The organism is Paraburkholderia sp. FT54 (assembly GCF_031585635.1).
Classification (GTDB): domain Bacteria; phylum Pseudomonadota; class Gammaproteobacteria; order Burkholderiales; family Burkholderiaceae; genus Paraburkholderia.
In genome coordinates, this window is record NZ_CP134195.1 from 1,771,717 (window position 1) to 1,789,047 (window position 17,331).

Below are 17,331 nucleotides of genomic sequence, written 5' to 3' on the forward strand. Positions count from 1 at the left end.
ACGTACCGTCACCACGCATTCGTCAAACCATGCCACTCGACCCGAACTACCCACGCGATCTGATCGGCTACGGCCGCCACCCGGTGCAGGCAAACTGGCCGGGTCGAGCGCGTGTCGCGGTGCAATTCGTCCTGAACTACGAAGAGGGCGGTGAAAATTGCGTGCTGCACGGCGATCCTGGCTCGGAGCAGTTTCTGTCGGAGATCGTCGGCGCCGCGGCTTTTCCGGCTCGTCACATGAGCATGGAGTCGATCTACGAATACGGCTCGCGCGCGGGCGTCTGGCGCATCCTGCGTGAATTCGAAAAACGCGGCCTGCCGCTTACCGTGTTCGGTGTCGGCATGGCGGTCGAACGGCATCCGGAACTGGCGCGCGCGTTCGTCGAACTCGGGCATGAGATTGCTTGCCACGGGTATCGCTGGATTCACTATCAGGACATGGCGCCGGAGAAAGAAGCGGAACACATGCGCCTCGGCATGGAAGCGATTGAACGCGTGACGGGCGAGCGTCCGCTCGGCTGGTACACCGGCCGCGATAGTCCCAACACGCGGCGTCTCGTCGCCGAATATGGCGGTTTCCTGTACGACTCGGATTACTACGGCGACGATCTGCCATTCTGGATGGACGTGGACGTGGACGTGGACGTGGACGTGGACGTGACTGGCGGCGCGACAGTGCCGCAACTGATCGTGCCGTACACGCTCGACACCAACGACATGCGCTTTGCGAGCCCGCAAGGCTTCAACACGGCGGATCACTTCTTCACCTATCTGCGCGACGCGTTCGACGTGCTCTACGAAGAAGGCGACGAAGCGCCGAAGATGCTCTCCATCGGCATGCACTGCCGTCTGCTCGGACGCCCTGGGCGCTTCCGCGCGCTGCAACGTTTTCTCGACCATATCGAACAGCACGATCGCGTGTGGGTCACGCGGCGCGTCGATATTGCGCGCCACTGGCGCGAACATCATCCTTACCAACAAGACAACCGCGGGGCTGCGGCATGAAGGCGATGCAATACACTCTGGACCAACTCAACAGCACCTCGACCGACGCGTTCGTGGCAGCGCTGTCGGGCATTTTCGAGCACTCGCCGTGGGTCGCGGAAATCGCCGCGCTGCAACGGCCTTTCGGCAGCATCGACGAGTTGCATCGCAAGATGTCGAACATCGTCGAGACCGCCGGCGAAGAGAAACAACTGGCATTGATCAACGCCCACCCGGAACTCGCCGGCAAGGCCGCCGTACGCGGCGAACTGACCGCCGAATCCACGCGTGAGCAGAGCGGCGCCGGCCTCGCGCAGTGCACGCAGGAAGAATTCGACAAATTGCTCGCGCTGAACGCCGCGTATCGCGAGAAGTTCGGCTTTCCGTTCATCCTCGCCGTGCGCGGGTATGACCGTCACGGCATCATCGCGAACTTCGAGGCGCGTGTGAACAACAGCCGCACCGACGAACTGCGCGCGAGCCTCGATCAGATCTACCGCATCGCACGTTTCCGGCTCGACGACCTGATCGACGCGTAAGGTTTTACCGCGCGTCGCGGACCTCGAACCGAAGCGTTTTTTCAGCACTGACCAACACTAAGGAAGACAAAGATGGCACTCCCGACTCTCGACCCCAACGCACCGGAATTCACGCGCCGCTATGTGAATCTGGCGGACCCGCGCCTGGGCGCGCAGGCGCTCGAGGCCAGCGACGATTTCTTCGCACCGAAGGAACGCATGCTGAACCCGGAGCCCGCCGTCTTCATTCCGGGCAAATACGACGACAACGGCAAGTGGATGGACGGCTGGGAAACGCGCCGCAAGCGCGTCAGCGGCTATGACTGGTGCATCGTGAAACTGGCGCGTCCGGGCGTGATCAAGGGTCTCGATCTCGACACCAGCCACTTCACGGGCAACTTCCCGCCGGCGGCTTCGGTGGAAGCCGCACGCGTAGTGGACGGCGCACCGAACCAGTCGACGCAATGGACCGAAATCGTGCCGTCGACCACGTTGCAAGGCAATAGCCATCACTATCACGAAGTCAGCGACGCGAACGCGTACACGCATCTGCGCGTGAACATCTATCCGGACGGCGGCATCGCGCGTCTGCGCGTGTATGGTCAACCGCAAGTCGACTGGGCCGGCGCGAGCCGCACCGAGCAGTTCGATCTGGCGGCGATGGAAAACGGCGCGTATCTGGTCGCGGCGAACAATCAGCACTTCGGCGCTGCGTCGACGATCCTGATGCCAGGCCGTGGCGTGAACATGGGCGACGGCTGGGAAACGCGCCGCCGTCGCGAGCCGGGCAACGACTGGGCAATCGTCGCACTGGCGCAGCCGGGTGTGATCAAGAAGATCGAAGTCGATACGGCGCACTTCAAGGGCAACTTTCCGGACCGCTGCTCGATTCAGGCGGCGTACGTGACGGGCGGCACGGACAGCTCGCTGGTCACGCAAGCCATGTTCTGGCCGGTGCTGCTCGGCGAACAGAAGCTGAAGATGGACAACCAGCACTATTTCGAAAGCGAAATTGCGGCGCTGGGTCCGGTGACGCACGTGCGCTTTAACATCATTCCGGACGGTGGCGTGTCGCGTCTGCATCTGTGGGGCACGCTCGCATCATGAAAACGCTCGCGATCGAACCGTTGACGAAGGAAGCGTTCGCCGCATTCGGCGACGTGATCGAACTCGAAGGCGCGAAGCAGATTCCGATCAACCTCGGCACGACGATCCGCTTTCACGATCTCGCGAAAGTGGACGTTACCGACGAGAACGGCCGCACGCTCGTGAACCTGTTTCGCGGGCAGCCGCGCACGCTGCCGTTCGAAGTGAAGATGCTCGAGCGACATCCGCTCGGCAGTCAGGCGTTCGTGCCGCTGAACGACAAGCCGTATCTGGTGGTCGTGGCGCCGGCGGGCGAACTGGACGCGTCGAAGATTCGCGCGTTCGTGACGAGCGGCTGGCAGGGCGTGAACTATGCGAAGGGCGTGTGGCACCATCCGCTGATCGCTTTAGGCGACGTGAGCGACTTTATCGTCGTCGACCGTGGCGGGGATGGGCTCAATCTCAATGAGCAGGATCTTCTGGAGTCGTTGTGGCTCACGGAAGATGCGTTGAGCGCGGTGGCGGTTTGAGTTTTATCGCCTTGACGTAGTGAGCAGGTTGACTTGGAAAACCCGCAGCAGCAGTGCTGTGGGTTTTTTGTTTTGGCGACGAATCACAATGGCAAGAAGCGGCGAATGCCCGATCACCTCGCGCGCGCGTTCCGCCGGTTCCGGCGCGGAAAACCCCGCGGGCTCGATCGCCGGTTTGAGTCTCTTGAATTGCAGGCTCTTCTTGGGGGAGCGCAAGGATGCCATGCCTCTTCGCGAACCGGCATGGTCAGACTGACGAAGTCCGCCGCGTTCGCGTCGCGGTTGTATTTGAGGACGTAGTCGTCGCGCTCGCGAAATAGCGTGGCGACGTTCTTGCCCAGTACCTGAACGTCGAGCCTCATGAGTTCGCGTCCGGACTGCGTTGTCCAGCGAGGATGTCTTCGAGCGTGCGGCCGTGCCCATGCGCGACGAACTTGAGGTCGTAGCCTGCCGCTTCGAGCAGGCGCACGAGCACGGACACGCTCATGTCATTTTTGGCGAGCGTTTCCATACGCGCGACGATGGTGCGGGCGACGCCAGCCCGGTGCGCCAACTCTTGCTGCGACAGATTGCTTTCGCGCCGCACGGCCTTCAGCATGTCCGATACGTCGGCGAGATTAGTCATTTGTAGCCCCAAGGCGTCAATTTTCACGAATTTACGCATTGTTGTAGCCCATGAGACACAAAATTGACGATGAAAATTTGTGGCTCATGGGCTACATGATGAACAGAATACGGCTGTTTGTAGCCCAAGAGATACAAAATAGCCGTATCCCGCCTAGAGAAGCCGACAGCGGCCGCGCCGCCAAAGAAAAAGCGGGCTTCCCGCTCGCGCGAAAAGCCCGCTTTACATTGCTTCATCCACGCCACGCCGGGCGGCATGCCCGGCCCGGTCCGTCAGTTACTTCACTGCGCCACCTTCGAACCATGCGGCAATCTTCATGCGTTCGTCGTCGGTCATGTGCGTCACGTTGCCGAGCGGCATCGCCTTCAGCGTCACGGCTTGCTGGTAGATCCGCTGCGCATTCTGCGAGATTTCATCCGGCGTATCCAGCAGCACGCCGGCCGGCGCGCTGCCCATCATCGTTGGATGCGCGGAATGGCAAGCCACGCAGCGCTGTTGCAGCACCGGTGCGATATCGGCCACTTTGACCGTCGGCGCGTTCGCCGCTTGCGCTTGCGGCACGATCGGCTTCGGCATGGTCCAGAAGAGGGCGCCGAACATCAGCGCAATGCCAGCGAGGGGCAGATACCACAGCACCTGGCCACGGTGACGCATCACGAAAAACTGACGGATCAGCGCGCCGGCCAGCATGATGACTACCAGCACGGCCCAGTTGTACGGATGCGTGTAGGTCATCGCGTAGTGGTTCGACAGCATCGCGAACACCACCGGCAACGTGAAATACGTGTTGTGCACCGAGCGTTGCTTGCCGCGCTTGCCGTAGATCGGGTTCGGCGTGTCGCCCTTGAGCATTGCGTCGACCATCTTGCGCTGGCCCGGAATGATCACGAAGAACACGTTGGCCGACATGATGGTCGCCAGCATCGCGCCCATGATCAGGTAAGCCGCGCGGCCCGCGAAGATATGGCACGCGAGCCACGCCGCGATCAGCACGTACACGCCGACGCAGATGCCGAGCACCTTGTCCTTGTTGCCGAGAATGCGGCACAGCGAGTCGTACACGATCCAGCCGGCGGCGAGGAAACCGAGCGCCGACGCGACAGCGACCACCGGGCCCATATCCAGCACGTTCTTGTCGATCAGGTAAGTGCTCGGCGAGAACAGATACAGGACGGTGAAGAGACCGAAGCCCGACAGCCACGTCGTGTACGACGGCCACTTCGACCAGTGCAGATCGTCCGGCATTTCCGGCGGCGCGACAGTGTACTTCTGCATGTTGTAGAAGCCGCCGCCGTGCACGTGCCACAGTTCGCCGAACACGCCGCGCTTGCGCTGGTTGGGGTCTGTCGGCGGTTTGAGGCTGTTGTCGAGCGCGACGAAATAGAACGATTCGCCGATCCATGCAATCGCGGCGATGACGTGGAACCAGCGAATCGCCAGATTCAACCAGTCTGTAATAAAGCCTTCCATGAAACTCCTCCACTTCTGATTCGTTGTACACGCAGTGACGTTATGTGCCTTCTGGAGCCCGGCTGACGGGTCGTTGGCAGGGCAGCACGTCACTGCGCAGACTGCGGGGTGAAGACGCGATGCGCTCAGTTCGCACGGCGCCGTTCTTTATTTGGCTCGTCGGCTTGGGTCGCGTTTGGATCAACCGGGATCGAGCCGCGTGCGTCCGATTGCGTTTCGCGGGTGCTCGCTCGTGTCTCCGTGAGCATCTGCGCAATGCAATCGAGCGCGGTCGTGTGCGGCGCGAACCGGCCTCGATTTCCCAGCACCTCGCGGCAGATGTCTCCTTAGCTGCCGCGATACGTGCTGTACGACCACGGCGACACCAGCAGCGGCACGTGATAGTGCGCGCCGGCATCGGCCACGCCGAAGCGCAACACGACGCGATCGACGAAGCGCGGCTCCGGCACCTTCGTGCCGATCGACGCGAAGTAGTCGCCGGCGCCGAACACGAGTTCGTATTCGCCCGCGACCAGCGCTTCGCCTTCGAGCAGCGGCTGGTCGCAACGGCCGTCGTCATTCGTGAGGGTTGTTTTGAGCGCGCGGCGCGTATCGCCTGAGAGCGCGAAGAGTTCGACCTTGATGCCCGCGCCGGGACGGCCGTTCGCGGTGTCGAGCACATGGGTAGTGAGCTTTCCCATTCGCAATTTTCCTTATGTGAATGCGAGGTTTCGGCGGCAGCCCGATCCAGATACGTTTGCGGCGGATCGAGGCTCCACGTCAGTGGCTACATACCCGTCGGCGAATTGAAGCGAGCGCCGTGGCAGCCATTGTAAAAAGGTTGTTCCGCTCAGCGCGCGCGAGATAGGAAAGATAATAGCTGGCGCATGACGGACAGCCTGCTGAAAGCCGCAACGACTCGATTCCTTCGACTATTACAGCGCATTTGCCTCACCGGCGGATCGTATCGGGCCAAAAAAGACCCACTATATCGACGGCGTGAAGTTGGGTATCGCATTGGCGTGAGTTGCCAGCATTATTTTGGCCGTCGAAGGTTACGTCCGTGCGTTGCAGCAAACGCGAATCGACGACGATTCAGCCGCGGCGCACACCCGAAGACGGCGGATACACGCTGGGTAACCGGGCCAACGGCGTTCGACGGGACGCGGCGGCGCGGCAGCGCCGTCACATCGCGTTCGAACGGCTTTGCACGGAAGCAATGAAGCGGAGAAACGAATGACGATGGAACAAGCGGCCAATCAAACGAATAAGCCCAAGAAAACGATGCTGGTCAAGCACGCGGACGTGCTGGTCACGATGGACGGCGCCCGGCGCGAACTGCGCGACGGTGGCCTGTATATCGAGGACAACCGCATCGTCGCGGTCGGCCCGACGGCGGAATTGCCGCAAACCGCCGACGAAGTGCTGGACATGCGTGGACATCTGGTGATTCCGGGTCTCGTGAACACGCACCACCACATGTATCAGAGCCTGACGCGCGCGATTCCCGCCGCGCAGAACGCCGAATTGTTCGGCTGGCTGACCAGCCTCTACAAGGTGTGGGCGAACCTCACGCCGGAGATGATCGAGGTCTCGACGCTGACGGCAATGGCCGAGCTGTTGCTGTCCGGCTGCACGACGTCGAGCGACCATTTGTATATCTATCCGAACGGCAGCCGGCTCGATGACAGCATCGCCGCGGCGCGCCGCATCGGCATGCGTTTTCATGCGGCGCGCGGCAGCATGAGCGTGGGGCAGAAAGACGGTGGCTTGCCGCCGGATTCGGTGGTCGAACGTGAAGCGGACATTCTGCAGGACACGCAGCGCCTGATCGAGACGTACCACGACGAAGGGCGTTACGCGCTGCTGCGCGTGGTGGTCGCGCCGTGCTCGCCGTTCTCGGTGAGCCGCGATCTGATGCGTGAATCGGCGGTCATGGCGCGGCAGTATGGCGTGTCGATGCATACGCACCTGGCGGAGAACGTCAACGACATCGCGTATAGCCGCGAGAAGTTCGGCATGACGCCGGCGGAGTACGCGGAAGACCTCGGCTGGGTCGGTCACGACGTGTGGCATGCGCACTGCGTGCAACTCGACGACGCGGGCATCGACCTGTTCGCGCGCACCGGCACGGGCGTCGCGCATTGTCCGTGTTCGAACATGCGGCTCGCCTCGGGTATTGCGCCGGTCAGGCGCATGCGTCTGGCGGGCGTGCCGGTGGGGCTGGGCGTCGACGGATCGGCGTCGAACGACGGCGCGCAAATGGTCGCCGAGGTGCGTCAGGCGTTGCTGTTGCAGCGAGTCGGCTTCGGACCCGATGCGATGACCGCGCGTGAAGCATTGGAAATCGCGACGCTCGGCGGCGCGAAGGTGCTCAATCGCGACGACATCGGCGCGCTGGCGCCCGGCAAGGCGGCGGATTTCGTGTCGTTCGATTTGCGTCAGCCGCTCTTCGCGGGCGCTTTGCATGACCCGGTCGCGGCGCTCGTGTTCTGCGCGCCGTCGCAAGTGAGTTATAGCGTGATCGGCGGCAAGGTGATCGTGAAGGAAGGGCAGTTGACCACGCTGGAACTCGGACCGGTCATCGAGCAGCACAACCGGTTGGCGAAGACGCTTTACGAAGCAGCGGCGTAGCGGAAAAGACCGGGGCTATCGGTGGCCATGCACGCAGCCAAGCAGCGGCCGCCGATAAGCCGTCAACGCAAAAACTCAAGGCTTGTCGATCAACGTCTTGGTCGCTTCGGCGACCAGGCTGCGCAACCAGCGCACTTCATCGGAGTAATGCACTCGCTCGTGCCACAGCTGGTAGTACTGCATCGGCGGGAAATCGAGCGGCGCCGGCACGACGGTGAGCGGTAGGAACTTGGCGTAGTAATCGGCAAAAAGGCGCGTCGTCGTGAAGATCAGATCGGACTTGATGAGCACGTACGGCGCCAGATTGAAGTACGGCAATGTCACGACCACGTGACGCTTTAACCGCTCGCGCGCGAGATGCACGTCGATCGCGCCGCGCTGGCCCACCGAATAAGGAGTAGGCGCGAGATGCGGCGCATTCAGGTACTGGTCGAGCGTGAGCCCGCCGCGTTTGGCGAACGGATGCGTGTTGCTCATCAGGCAAACGATCTGATCGACGAACAGGTTCGACAGGTGCAACTGCTCCGGCGGCTCCGGCCAGTTGCCGACCACGATGTCGAGCTTGCCGTCCTCGAGCGCGAGTTCGTAGTCGAAGGCCGGTCCCAGCGAGTGAAACTCGAGCGTCGCGTTCGGCGCGGCCTGGCGAAAGCGTTCGACCACCGTCGGCACGAACAGCACGTTCAGGTAGTCCGGGCAGCCGATCCGGTAGCAACGGATCGACGTGGCCGGATCGAAGTTGTGCTGCTGGAACTTGATGCGTTCGATCTCGCGCAGCGCGTTCTGCACCGGTTCGAGCAGGCGCAGGCCGTATTCCGTCGGCACCATGCCGGATTTGCCGCGCACCAGCAGCGGGTCGCCGGTGATGTCGCGCAAACGGCGCAGCGCCGCGCTGATAGCGGGTTGCGATTGATTCAGTTTGACGGCCGCGCGGGTGACGCTGCGTTCCATCAACAGGGTGTGCAAGACGCGTAATAGATACGTATCGATCGCCTCGCGTTGCTGACTCATGACTTCTCCGAAATATATGTTCTGGCTGATCGAACGGGCATGGGGGTATATGACTTTTAATATGAACGAAAAGCCGCGTCAAGAGTGGGATACCCGCAGAGCGCGCTGCGACGCGGGTTTGCGGGGAATTTTGGCGGCTCGACTGACCGGGTCGAATTAGGTATTGTCATCCGATTGTGGTGACGGATCGCCTGCCGGCAAGGTGGACGAACGCGCTGTAACCGGCAGTCACGACGTACTACGGAATCACATGAGCGACTCTTCTTATAGCGACGGCGCCGCCGCGCAGCCGGCAAACAGGCCGGAACAGGCGGCGCCCCGGTTGATGCTTCAGGGCATCACCAAACAGTATCCGGCCGTGCGGGCGAACGACGACGTCACATTGATCGTCGCGCCGGGCGAAATCCATGCCGTGCTCGGCGAGAATGGCGCCGGCAAAAGCACGCTGATGAAAATCATCTACGGCGCGGTGCGGCCCGACGCCGGCGAGATCCGCTGGGAAGGCCAGACGGTCGAGATCGCCAGCCCGGCGGCGGCGCGCAAGCTGGGCATCGGTATGGTGTTCCAGCACTTTTCGCTGTTCGAGACGCTCACGGTCGGCGAAAACATCGCGCTCGCGCTCGACGAACCCTTCGATCTGAAAACGCTGTCGAAGCGCATCCGCGAAGTCTCGGCCGACTACGGCCTCGACATCGATCCGCAGCGCCACGTGCACAGCCTGACGGTGGGCGAGCGGCAACGCGTCGAGATCGTGCGTTGCCTGCTGCAGAACCCGCGTCTGCTGATCATGGACGAGCCGACCTCGGTGCTGACACCGCAAGCGGTCCGCAAGCTGTTCGAGACGCTGCGGCGGCTGGCCGCCGAAGGCTGCAGCATTCTCTACATCAGCCACAAGCTCGATGAGATTCAGGAACTGTGCGACACCGCGACGGTGATGCGCGGCGGCCGCGTGACCGGTCATGTGAAGCCGAAGGGCGAAACCCACGCATCGCTCGCGCAATTGATGGTCGGCCATTCGCTGCCGGATTACACGCGGCGCGAACACAACCCGGGCGCGGTACTGCTCGACGTGAAGCAACTCTCGGTGCAAAGCGACGACCCGTTCGGCACGTCGCTGCGTGACGTGTCATTCGGCGTGCATGCGGGCGAGATTTTCGGCATCGCGGGCGTCTCGGGTAACGGACAGGCGGAACTGCTGTCGGCGCTGTCGGGCGAAAAGCGCGGCGTGCGTGCCGACGCGGTCACGATTTGCGGCAAGGCGGCCGGACGCCTCGGCGCGGGCGGGCGGCGTGCGCTCGGCTTTGGCTTCGTGCCGGAAGAGCGCCTCGGCCGCGGCGCGGTGCCGGCCATGACGCTGTCGGAAAACGCGCTGCTCACCGCGCATCGTCAGCAGATGGTGAACTCGGGCTGGATCAAGGCCGGCGTGATGCGCGCGTTCGCGAAGCGCTGCATCGAGGCTTTCGACGTGCGCTGCGGCGGTCCCGAAGCGCTCGCGCAAAGTCTGTCGGGCGGCAATCTGCAGAAATACATCATGGGACGCGAGATTCTCCAGGCGCCCAAGGTGCTGGTGGTCGCGCAGCCCACGTGGGGCGTCGACGTCGGCGCGGCGGCGTTCATTCGCCAGCAGTTGCTCGATCTGTCCGCGCGCGGCGTGGCGATTCTGGTGATCTCGGAGGAGTTGGAAGAGTTGTTCGACATCTGCGATCGCATCGCGGTGCTCGCGGGCGGCAGACTCTCGCCGGTGCGCGCCACGGGGGCGACGAATGCCGAGGAAATTGGCCGCTGGATGGCGGGCCTGTTTGGCGATCGCGAGGGCGCGGCGCCATCGGCGGAACAGCCGGCGCATGCCTGAACGGAAGTCCGCGCGCCAATACGCGTGACATCGCCCGGCATCAGAACCAGAACCAGAACCAGAACCACATAAATCCCACGCTACCCATGATTCTTCCGTATCGACTCGAAGCACGCACGACGCCCTCGCGCACCATGCAGCTCGCCGTGCCGCTGATCGCCGCGTTGCTCACGCTCGCGATCGGCTTTCTGATCTTCAGCCTCGTCGGCCGCGATCCGCTGCAGGCGATGCACGCGTTTTTCATCGAGCCGCTGTCCAGCGTGAACGGCTGGTCCGAACTGCTGCTGAAGGCGTCGCCGTTGTGCCTGATCGGCCTCGGCCTCGCCATCGGCTATCGCGCCAATGTCTGGAACATCGGCGCCGAAGGGCAAATGCTGCTCGGCGGCATCGCCGCGAGCGGCGTCGCGATCTATTTCGATCAGGCCACCGGCTGGTGGATTCTGCCGACCATGATGATCGCCGGTGTACTCGGCGGCATGGCGTGGGCGGCGATTCCGGCGCTGCTCAAGAGCCGCTTCAACACCAACGAGATTCTCGTCAGCCTCATGCTCACGTATGTGGCGACGCAACTGCTGATCTACCTGGTGAGCGGCCCGTGGCGCGATCCGCAGGGCATGAACTTCCCGCTCTCGGAGATGTTCAGCGGCGACGCGCTCTATCCGACCTTTTCCGGCGACTGGCACTGGAAATGGCTGCGCGGCACGCGTCTGAATGCATCGGTGTTCGTCACGCTGATCGCGATTCCGCTCGTGTGGGTCTTCATGCGCAAGAGCTTCGCGGGCTACCGCATGAACGTGGGCGGACTCGCGCCGCTCGCCGCGCGTTACGCCGGCTTCTCCGACAAGAAAACCATCTGGACTTCGCTGCTCATCAGCGGCGGACTCGCGGGCCTTGCCGGCATGGGCGAGATCGCCGGTCCGATCGGCCAGTTGCAGGCTACGTGGTCGCCGGGTTACGGCTTTACAGCGATCATCGTCGTGTTCGTGGGGCGGCTGCATCCGCTCGGCATCGTGCTTGCGAGCCTGCTGATGGCGCTGCTCTATCTCGGCGGCGAAGCCGTGCAGACCTCGATGCAATTGCCGCAGGCGCTTTCCGGCGTGTTCCAGGGGCTGTTGCTGTTCTGCCTGCTGGGCGCCGACCTGTTCGTGAACTACCGTGTGCGCCGCCGAACGCTGGCCGCCCAGGCTCACTGACTCGCCCACTGCTTATCGTTCACTGATTTTTGCGCCGGATCCACATGGACATTCAACAAGCCAGCTCGCTCACGTCGAGCGCCGTCACCGCCGCGATTCCGCTGATGTTCGCGGGCGCGGGCGAACTCGTCACCGAAAAATCGGGCGTCCTCAACCTCGGCGTCGAAGGCATGATGCTGATGGGCGCGGTGACCGGCTACGCGGTCACCGCGATCACCGGCAGTCCGTGGCTCGGCGTGCTCGCCGCGATCGGCGCCGGTCTTGCCATGTCGCTGCTGTTCGCGTTTCTCACGCTCACCATGCTCGCCAACCAGGTCGCCACCGGTCTCTCGCTGACGATCTTCGGCATCGGCCTCTCGGCGTATGTCGGCAAGCCGTACACGTCGGCGGCGGTGCGCGCGACCATCGACACGTGGACGATTCCCGGCCTCTCGAAGATTCCGGTGTTGGGTCCCGCGTTCTTCAGCCTCACGCCGCTCGATTACCTTGCGTTCCTGATGTTCGCGGTGATCGGCTGGTTCCTGTACCGCACGCGCGCGGGACTCGTGCTGCGCTCGGTCGGCGAATCGCCGCAGGTGGCGCACTCGGTCGGCTTTCCGGTGATCGGTGTGCGCTACGGCGCGGTGGCGTTCGGCGGCGGCATGGCCGGGCTCGCGGGCGGCTATTACTCGATCGTGAATCTGCACCTATGGCAGGAACAGCTCACCTCGGGCCGCGGCTGGATCGCGCTCGCGCTGGTCGTGTTCGCGACGTGGCGCCCGGGGCGCCTGCTGATCGGCGCGCTGCTGTTCGGCGCCGTGACGGGCTTGCAGTTTTACGCGCAGGCGATCGGCGTGCCGGTGCCGACGCAATTCCTCGCGATGCTGCCGTACGTTGCGACAGTCGTCGTGCTGGTGCTGATCTCGCGCAATCCGAACACGATCCGTCTGAATGCGCCGGCCTCGCTGGGCAAGCCGTTTTTCTCGGCGGGCTGATTGGCCAACCCGTTGACCGACCATCGACCATACGTTTCACATCATTCGATAAACACGACAGGAGAAAACATGAAGAGAAGAAATCTGCTGACCGCGTTCGCCTGGGGCGCGGCCTCGCTGGCGCTCGCCGCGCCGCTCGCGCAAAGCGCGCAGGCCGCCGATGCGCCGGGCGTCGCGTTCGTCTACCTCGGCAATCCGGGCGACGCCGGCTGGACCTTCGCGCACGATCAGGGCTCGAAGGAAGCGGAAGCGAAGTTCGGCAGCAAGATCAAGATCACCCGCATCGAAAACGTGCCGGAATCGGCCGACTCCGAGCGCGTGTTCCGCGATCTGGCGAACAAGGGCAACAAGATCATCATCGGTTCGAGCTTCGGCTATCAGGATTTCGAACTGAAGGTCGCGAAGGATTTCCCGGACACCGTGTTCCTGCACGCCACCGGCTACAAGAAAGCGCCGAACTTCGGCACCTATGACGTGCGCATGTACCAGGGCGCGTACCTGGCCGGCGTCGCCGCGGGCTACGTGACGAAGACCAACACGCTCGGCTTCGTGGCGTCGGTGCCGATTCCCGAAGTGATCCGCAACATCAACGCGTACACGCTCGGCGCGCGCTCGGTGAATCCGAAGGTGCACACCAAGGTGATCTGGATCAACAGCTGGTTCGATCCGGGCAAGGAAAAGCAGGCGGCTGAAACGCTGATCGGCCAGGGCGCCGACGTGCTGCTGCAAAACACCGATTCGAGCGCCACGCTGGCCACGGCGTCGGCCAAGCACGTGCACGCGTTCGGCTGGGACTCGGACATGAAGAAGTTCGGTCCTGACGCGCATCTCGGCTCGGTGGTCGCGCACTGGGGCGTTTATTACAACGCGGCGATCCAGCAGGTGCTGGACGGCAAGTGGAAGAACGATCCGGTGTGGTGGGGCATTCCGCAGAAGGCCGTCAATCTCGAGGATCTGAACACGTCCGCGATTTCGGCTGACGCGCAGAAGCAGGTCGCGGCCAGGCGCGACGAACTGGCGGGCGGCAAGTGGGATGTGTTCACGGGGCCGATCAAGGACCAGTCCGGCGCGGTGAAGGTGCCGGCCGGCAAGACGCTGACCGATCCGGAATTGCAACGCCTGAACTGGTATGTCGAAGGCGTGGACGGCTCGCTGCCGAAGTAACGCCGTCAAATGGTCGACCAGGCGGCGGTTTCAGCAACCGCTGCTTTAAGGAGCTGCGTCCCGTACGGACGCAGCTTTTTTTTGCCTTGTGGGTTTTAGCGCGCCGACGGCCAGGCTGCTGGCGCGTCAGTCGATGCGCAAGCCGACCTTGATGGTCACCTGCCAGTAAGCCACCTTGTCGTTTTCGATCTGGCCCCGCGTTTCCGTCACTTCGAACCAGTGCAGATTGCGCAGCGTCTTCGACGCTTTCGCGATTGCCGTGCTGATGGCGTCGTCGATCGATTTGGTCGACGAGCCGGTCAGTTCGATCTGTTTGTAGACGTGTTCGGACATGGACTTCCTCCTTTGATCTTCGTTGGTGTTCAAAAAGTATAGGTAACGTAAGCGCCGCGGACGGCCTCGCGTGACCGAGTCATGTCGCACATGCCATGCCCGGCATGCGGTCGCGGGATGCCGCCGTTATCATGTCCGCGCAACTCAATCTGACATCCGACGAGGTTCAAAAGTGGAAATTGGTTTTTGCGGTCCCGGTTTGATGGGCGCGCCGATGATCCGGCATCTGCTGCGCGCGGGGCATACCGTGCATGTCTGGAATCGCACGCGGGCCAAGGCGGAAGCGCTGCTGGCGGACGGCGCCCAGGTGGTCGACACGCCGCGCGAACTCGCCGCGCGATGTGAGGCGGTGCTGCTGTGCGTCGCGGACGCGGCGGCGGTGGAAGAGACCGTATTCGGCGCAGCGGGCCTCCTGAGCGCCGCTGCGCCCGTGTCGGGCCGGTTGCGCTGGATCGTCGATCACTCCAGCATCCCGCCGGCCGCGACGCGCGCGTTCGCGCGGCGCGCGGCGGCGCTGACGGCGGTTCGCGCGGACGAAAGTGTGGGCAGGGGCGCAGGTATGGGCACGGACGCAGGTGCGGGCGTGGGCGCAGGCGCGGTTAGGGACGTAGGTACAGCCCCACGTGCAGGTGCAGACCCACACGCAAGCGCTCGCGAGAACAAAGGCGCCGGCGTGAACCCGAACGCAGACGAAAGTGCGGTCGCCGCTAGCGTCGGCTGGATCGACGCGCCGGTTTCAGGCGGCGTGGCCGGCGCGAGGGCCGGCACGCTGGCGGTCATGGCGGGCGGCGCCGCAGCGGACGTCGAGGCCGTCAAACCGCTGCTCGGCGCCTACGCCGCGCGTATCACGCACATGGGCGAGGTCGGCGCGGGTCAAACCGCCAAGCTGTGCAACCAGACCATCGTCACCGCGACGCTGGCGGCGATCGCCGAGGCGGTCAGCCTCGCGCAGCGCAGCGGCCTCGACGCTTCCCGGCTGACCGAAGGTCTGGCCGGCGGCTGGGCCGATTCAGTGCTGCTGCAGACGTTCGTGCCGCGCATGACCCAAACCGGCCTCGCGCCGATTGGCGCGTTCCGAACCTTTCAGAAGGACATCGACACGGTGGCGGCGGCCGCGTATGAGACCGGCACGCCGATGCCGGTATCGACGACGGTCCAGCAATTGCTGCGGCTCGGCGCGGCGATGGGGCTCGGCGAGGCCGATTTGTCGGCCTTCATCGACGTTTTGCAGACGCCGCGCGGCAGCTAAAGCCGGCAGCGCGGCGCGCGTGCGGGTTGAATTCGCGATAACCTGCTAAAATATTGGGTTTTTCGCCGATATCACATTCAAAGGGACGCGCCGTGCTGTCTACCGCCAATATCACCATGCAATTCGGGCCGAAGCCCCTCTTCGAAAACATCTCGGTCAAATTCGGGGAAGGGAACCGCTATGGCCTGATCGGTGCGAATGGCTGCGGCAAGTCCACCTTCATGAAGATTCTGGGCAGCGATCTGGAGCCGAGCTCGGGCAATGTCATGCTCGAACCGAACATCCGCCTCGGCAAACTGCGCCAGGATCAGTTCGCGTACGAAGACGTGCGCGTGCTCGACGTCGTGATGATGGGCCACACGGAAATGTGGGCCGCCATGACCGAGCGCGACGCGATCTACGCGAACCCCGACGCGACCGACGACGACTACATGCACGCCGCCGAACTCGAAGCGAAGTTCGCCGAGTACGACGGCTACACCGCCGAAGCGCGCGCGGGCGAACTGCTGCTCGGCATCGGCATCGCGATCGAAGACCACAACGGCCCGATGAGCAACGTGGCGCCGGGCTGGAAGCTGCGCGTGCTGCTCGCGCAGGCGCTGTTCTCGAAGCCGGACGTGCTGCTGCTGGACGAGCCGACCAACAACCTGGACATCAACTCGATCCGTTGGCTGGAAGACGTGCTCAACCAGTACAACTCGACGATGATCATCATCTCGCACGATCGACACTTCCTGAACCAGGTCTGCACGCACATGGCCGACATGGACTACGGCACGCTGAAGGTCTATCCAGGCAATTACGACGACTACATGCTGGCGAGCACGCAGGCGCGCGAGCGTCAGCAGAATGCCAACGCGAAGGCGAAGGAACGTGTCGCCGACCTGCAGGACTTCGTGCGCCGCTTCTCGGCGAACAAGTCGAAGGCGCGTCAGGCCACCAGCCGTCTGAAGATGATCGACAAGATCAAGATCGAGGAATTCAAGCCGTCGTCGCGGCAGAACCCGTTCATCCGCTTCGAGTACGAGAAGAAGCTGCACAACATCGCAGTGGTGGCGGACAAGATCTCGAAGAAGTACGACCGCAGCATCTTCAACAACTTCAGCATCAGCGTGCAGCCGGGCGAGCGTATCGCGATCATCGGCGAGAACGGCGCGGGCAAGACCACGCTGCTGCGCTCGCTGCTGGGCAGACTGGAACTCGATCACGGCACGGTGAAGTGGGCCGAGAACGCGAACGTCGGTTACATGCCGCAGGATACGTACGAAGAGTTTCCGGACGACGTCACGCTGATGGACTGGATCGACGGCTATCGCAAGGAGGGCGACGACGAGCAGATGGTGCGCGGCACGCTCGGCCGGCTGCTGTTCAATGCCGACGACATCCGCAAGTCGGTGAAGGTGCTCTCCGGCGGCGAGAAGGGCCGCATGATCTGGGGCAAGCTGATGCTGGGCCGCCACAACGTGCTGCTGATGGACGAGCCGACCAACCACATGGACATGGAATCGATCGAGTCGCTGCAGATCGCGCTCGACAAGTTCGAAGGCACGTTGATTTTCGTGTCGCACGACCGTGAGTTCGTGAGCGGCCTCGCGAACCGGGTCATCGAAGTGAAGACGAATGGCACGTTGAATGACTTCGGCGGCAACTACGAAGACTTCCTGCTGAGCCAGGGCGTGCAGTAAGCACGGCTGAACCGCTCGCCGCATCACGTCGCATCGCAAAGCCCGCTT

At 63.2% G+C, this 17,331-nt stretch carries 18 protein-coding genes and 1 pseudogene; 11 read left to right on the forward strand and 8 right to left on the reverse strand.

The annotated features are described in order from the left end of the window. Positions 1-29 precede the first annotated feature (29 nt). From puuE to RI103_RS08375, 4 genes are all read left to right on the forward strand, one after another. A complete protein-coding gene (gene puuE / locus RI103_RS08360) occupies positions 30-1,004 on the forward strand; it encodes an allantoinase PuuE (RefSeq protein WP_310814874.1) in 975 nt (324 codons plus the stop codon). Next, positions 1,001-1,522 carry a 2-oxo-4-hydroxy-4-carboxy-5-ureidoimidazoline decarboxylase gene (gene uraD, locus RI103_RS08365; RefSeq protein ID WP_310814875.1) on the forward strand — a complete coding sequence of 174 codons (522 nt, stop codon included), beginning with the start codon at positions 1,001-1,003 and terminating at the stop codon, positions 1,520-1,522. Before puuE ends, uraD begins: the two co-directional genes overlap by 4 nt. 72 nt (positions 1,523-1,594) lie before the next feature. After that, positions 1,595-2,608, forward strand: a complete 1,014-nt coding sequence (gene alc, locus RI103_RS08370; protein ID WP_310814876.1) for an allantoicase — start codon at positions 1,595-1,597, stop codon at positions 2,606-2,608. Continuing rightward, positions 2,605-3,117, forward strand: coding sequence for an ureidoglycolate lyase (locus tag RI103_RS08375; protein WP_310814877.1), 513 nt, complete (start codon positions 2,605-2,607; stop codon positions 3,115-3,117). Before alc ends, RI103_RS08375 begins: the two co-directional genes overlap by 4 nt. Before the next feature lie 3 nt (positions 3,118-3,120). Here the strand turns inward: RI103_RS08375 and RI103_RS08380 are convergent, their stop codons facing one another. The 6 genes and pseudogenes from RI103_RS08380 to uraH form a co-directional block, all read right to left on the reverse strand. After that, positions 3,121-3,342, reverse strand: coding sequence for a hypothetical protein (locus tag RI103_RS08380; RefSeq protein ID WP_310815292.1), 222 nt, complete (start codon positions 3,340-3,342; stop codon positions 3,121-3,123). Next, positions 3,339-3,479, reverse strand: a pseudogene (locus tag RI103_RS08385) (type II toxin-antitoxin system HipA family toxin); the annotation flags it as partial. The gene RI103_RS08380 and the pseudogene RI103_RS08385, both read right to left, overlap by 4 nt. Further along, positions 3,476-3,742 (reverse strand): helix-turn-helix transcriptional regulator, encoded by a 267-nt coding sequence (locus RI103_RS08390; RefSeq protein ID WP_310814878.1) that lies wholly within the window; start codon positions 3,740-3,742, stop codon positions 3,476-3,478. The pseudogene RI103_RS08385 and the gene RI103_RS08390, both read right to left, overlap by 4 nt. 23 nt (positions 3,743-3,765) lie before the next feature. Further along, positions 3,766-3,999, reverse strand: a complete 234-nt coding sequence (locus tag RI103_RS08395; protein WP_310814879.1) for a hypothetical protein — start codon at positions 3,997-3,999, stop codon at positions 3,766-3,768. Between the two features lie 19 nt (positions 4,000-4,018). Then, complete coding sequence (locus RI103_RS08400; protein ID WP_310814880.1) at positions 4,019-5,212, reverse strand: urate hydroxylase PuuD; 1,194 nt, start codon at positions 5,210-5,212, stop codon at positions 4,019-4,021. Between the two features lie 326 nt (positions 5,213-5,538). Beyond that, a complete protein-coding gene (gene uraH, locus RI103_RS08405) occupies positions 5,539-5,892 on the reverse strand; it encodes a hydroxyisourate hydrolase (RefSeq protein WP_310814881.1) in 354 nt (117 codons plus the stop codon). A gap of 535 nt (positions 5,893-6,427) precedes the next feature. Between uraH and RI103_RS08410 the strand changes: the two genes are divergently transcribed. Further along, complete coding sequence (locus tag RI103_RS08410; protein ID WP_310814882.1) at positions 6,428-7,825, forward strand: 8-oxoguanine deaminase; 1,398 nt, start codon at positions 6,428-6,430, stop codon at positions 7,823-7,825. Positions 7,826-7,900: 75 nt separating this feature from the next. On the opposite strand, the gene RI103_RS08415 is transcribed toward RI103_RS08410, so the two are convergent. Beyond that, the gene (locus tag RI103_RS08415) at positions 7,901-8,833 is read right to left on the reverse strand and encodes a LysR substrate-binding domain-containing protein (protein WP_074764203.1); all 933 of its coding nucleotides are present in this window, start codon (positions 8,831-8,833) and stop codon (positions 7,901-7,903) included. A 250-nt stretch (positions 8,834-9,083) separates the two neighbouring features. Between RI103_RS08415 and RI103_RS08420 the strand changes: the two genes are divergently transcribed. The 4 genes from RI103_RS08420 to RI103_RS08435 all read left to right on the forward strand — a co-directional run bounded on the left by RI103_RS08420 (position 9,084) and on the right by RI103_RS08435 (position 14,016). Further along, positions 9,084-10,685, forward strand: a complete 1,602-nt coding sequence (locus RI103_RS08420; RefSeq protein WP_310814883.1) for an ABC transporter ATP-binding protein — start codon at positions 9,084-9,086, stop codon at positions 10,683-10,685. Positions 10,686-10,771: 86 nt separating this feature from the next. Further along, the gene (locus RI103_RS08425) at positions 10,772-11,878 is read left to right on the forward strand and encodes an ABC transporter permease (protein WP_310814884.1); all 1,107 of its coding nucleotides are present in this window, start codon (positions 10,772-10,774) and stop codon (positions 11,876-11,878) included. A 44-nt stretch (positions 11,879-11,922) separates the two neighbouring features. After that, on the forward strand, positions 11,923-12,852 hold the full coding sequence (locus RI103_RS08430; protein WP_012433315.1) for an ABC transporter permease: 930 nt from the start codon (positions 11,923-11,925) through the stop codon (positions 12,850-12,852). Between the two features lie 69 nt (positions 12,853-12,921). Further along, complete coding sequence (locus RI103_RS08435) at positions 12,922-14,016, forward strand: BMP family ABC transporter substrate-binding protein (protein WP_310814885.1); 1,095 nt, start codon at positions 12,922-12,924, stop codon at positions 14,014-14,016. A 126-nt stretch (positions 14,017-14,142) separates the two neighbouring features. Here RI103_RS08435 and RI103_RS08440 read toward each other — a convergent pair whose 3' ends face one another. Then, a complete protein-coding gene (locus RI103_RS08440; RefSeq protein ID WP_091793652.1) occupies positions 14,143-14,349 on the reverse strand; it encodes a dodecin in 207 nt (68 codons plus the stop codon). 202 nt (positions 14,350-14,551) lie between these two features. On the opposite strand from RI103_RS08440, the gene RI103_RS08445 reads away from it, so the two are divergent. Both RI103_RS08445 and RI103_RS08450 read left to right on the forward strand, forming a co-directional pair. Next, the gene (locus RI103_RS08445; RefSeq protein ID WP_310815195.1) at positions 14,552-15,598 is read left to right on the forward strand and encodes an NAD(P)-dependent oxidoreductase; all 1,047 of its coding nucleotides are present in this window, start codon (positions 14,552-14,554) and stop codon (positions 15,596-15,598) included. Positions 15,599-15,690: 92 nt separating this feature from the next. Beyond that, the gene (locus RI103_RS08450) at positions 15,691-17,283 is read left to right on the forward strand and encodes an ABC-F family ATPase (protein ID WP_310814886.1); all 1,593 of its coding nucleotides are present in this window, start codon (positions 15,691-15,693) and stop codon (positions 17,281-17,283) included. Positions 17,284-17,331 lie beyond the last annotated feature (48 nt).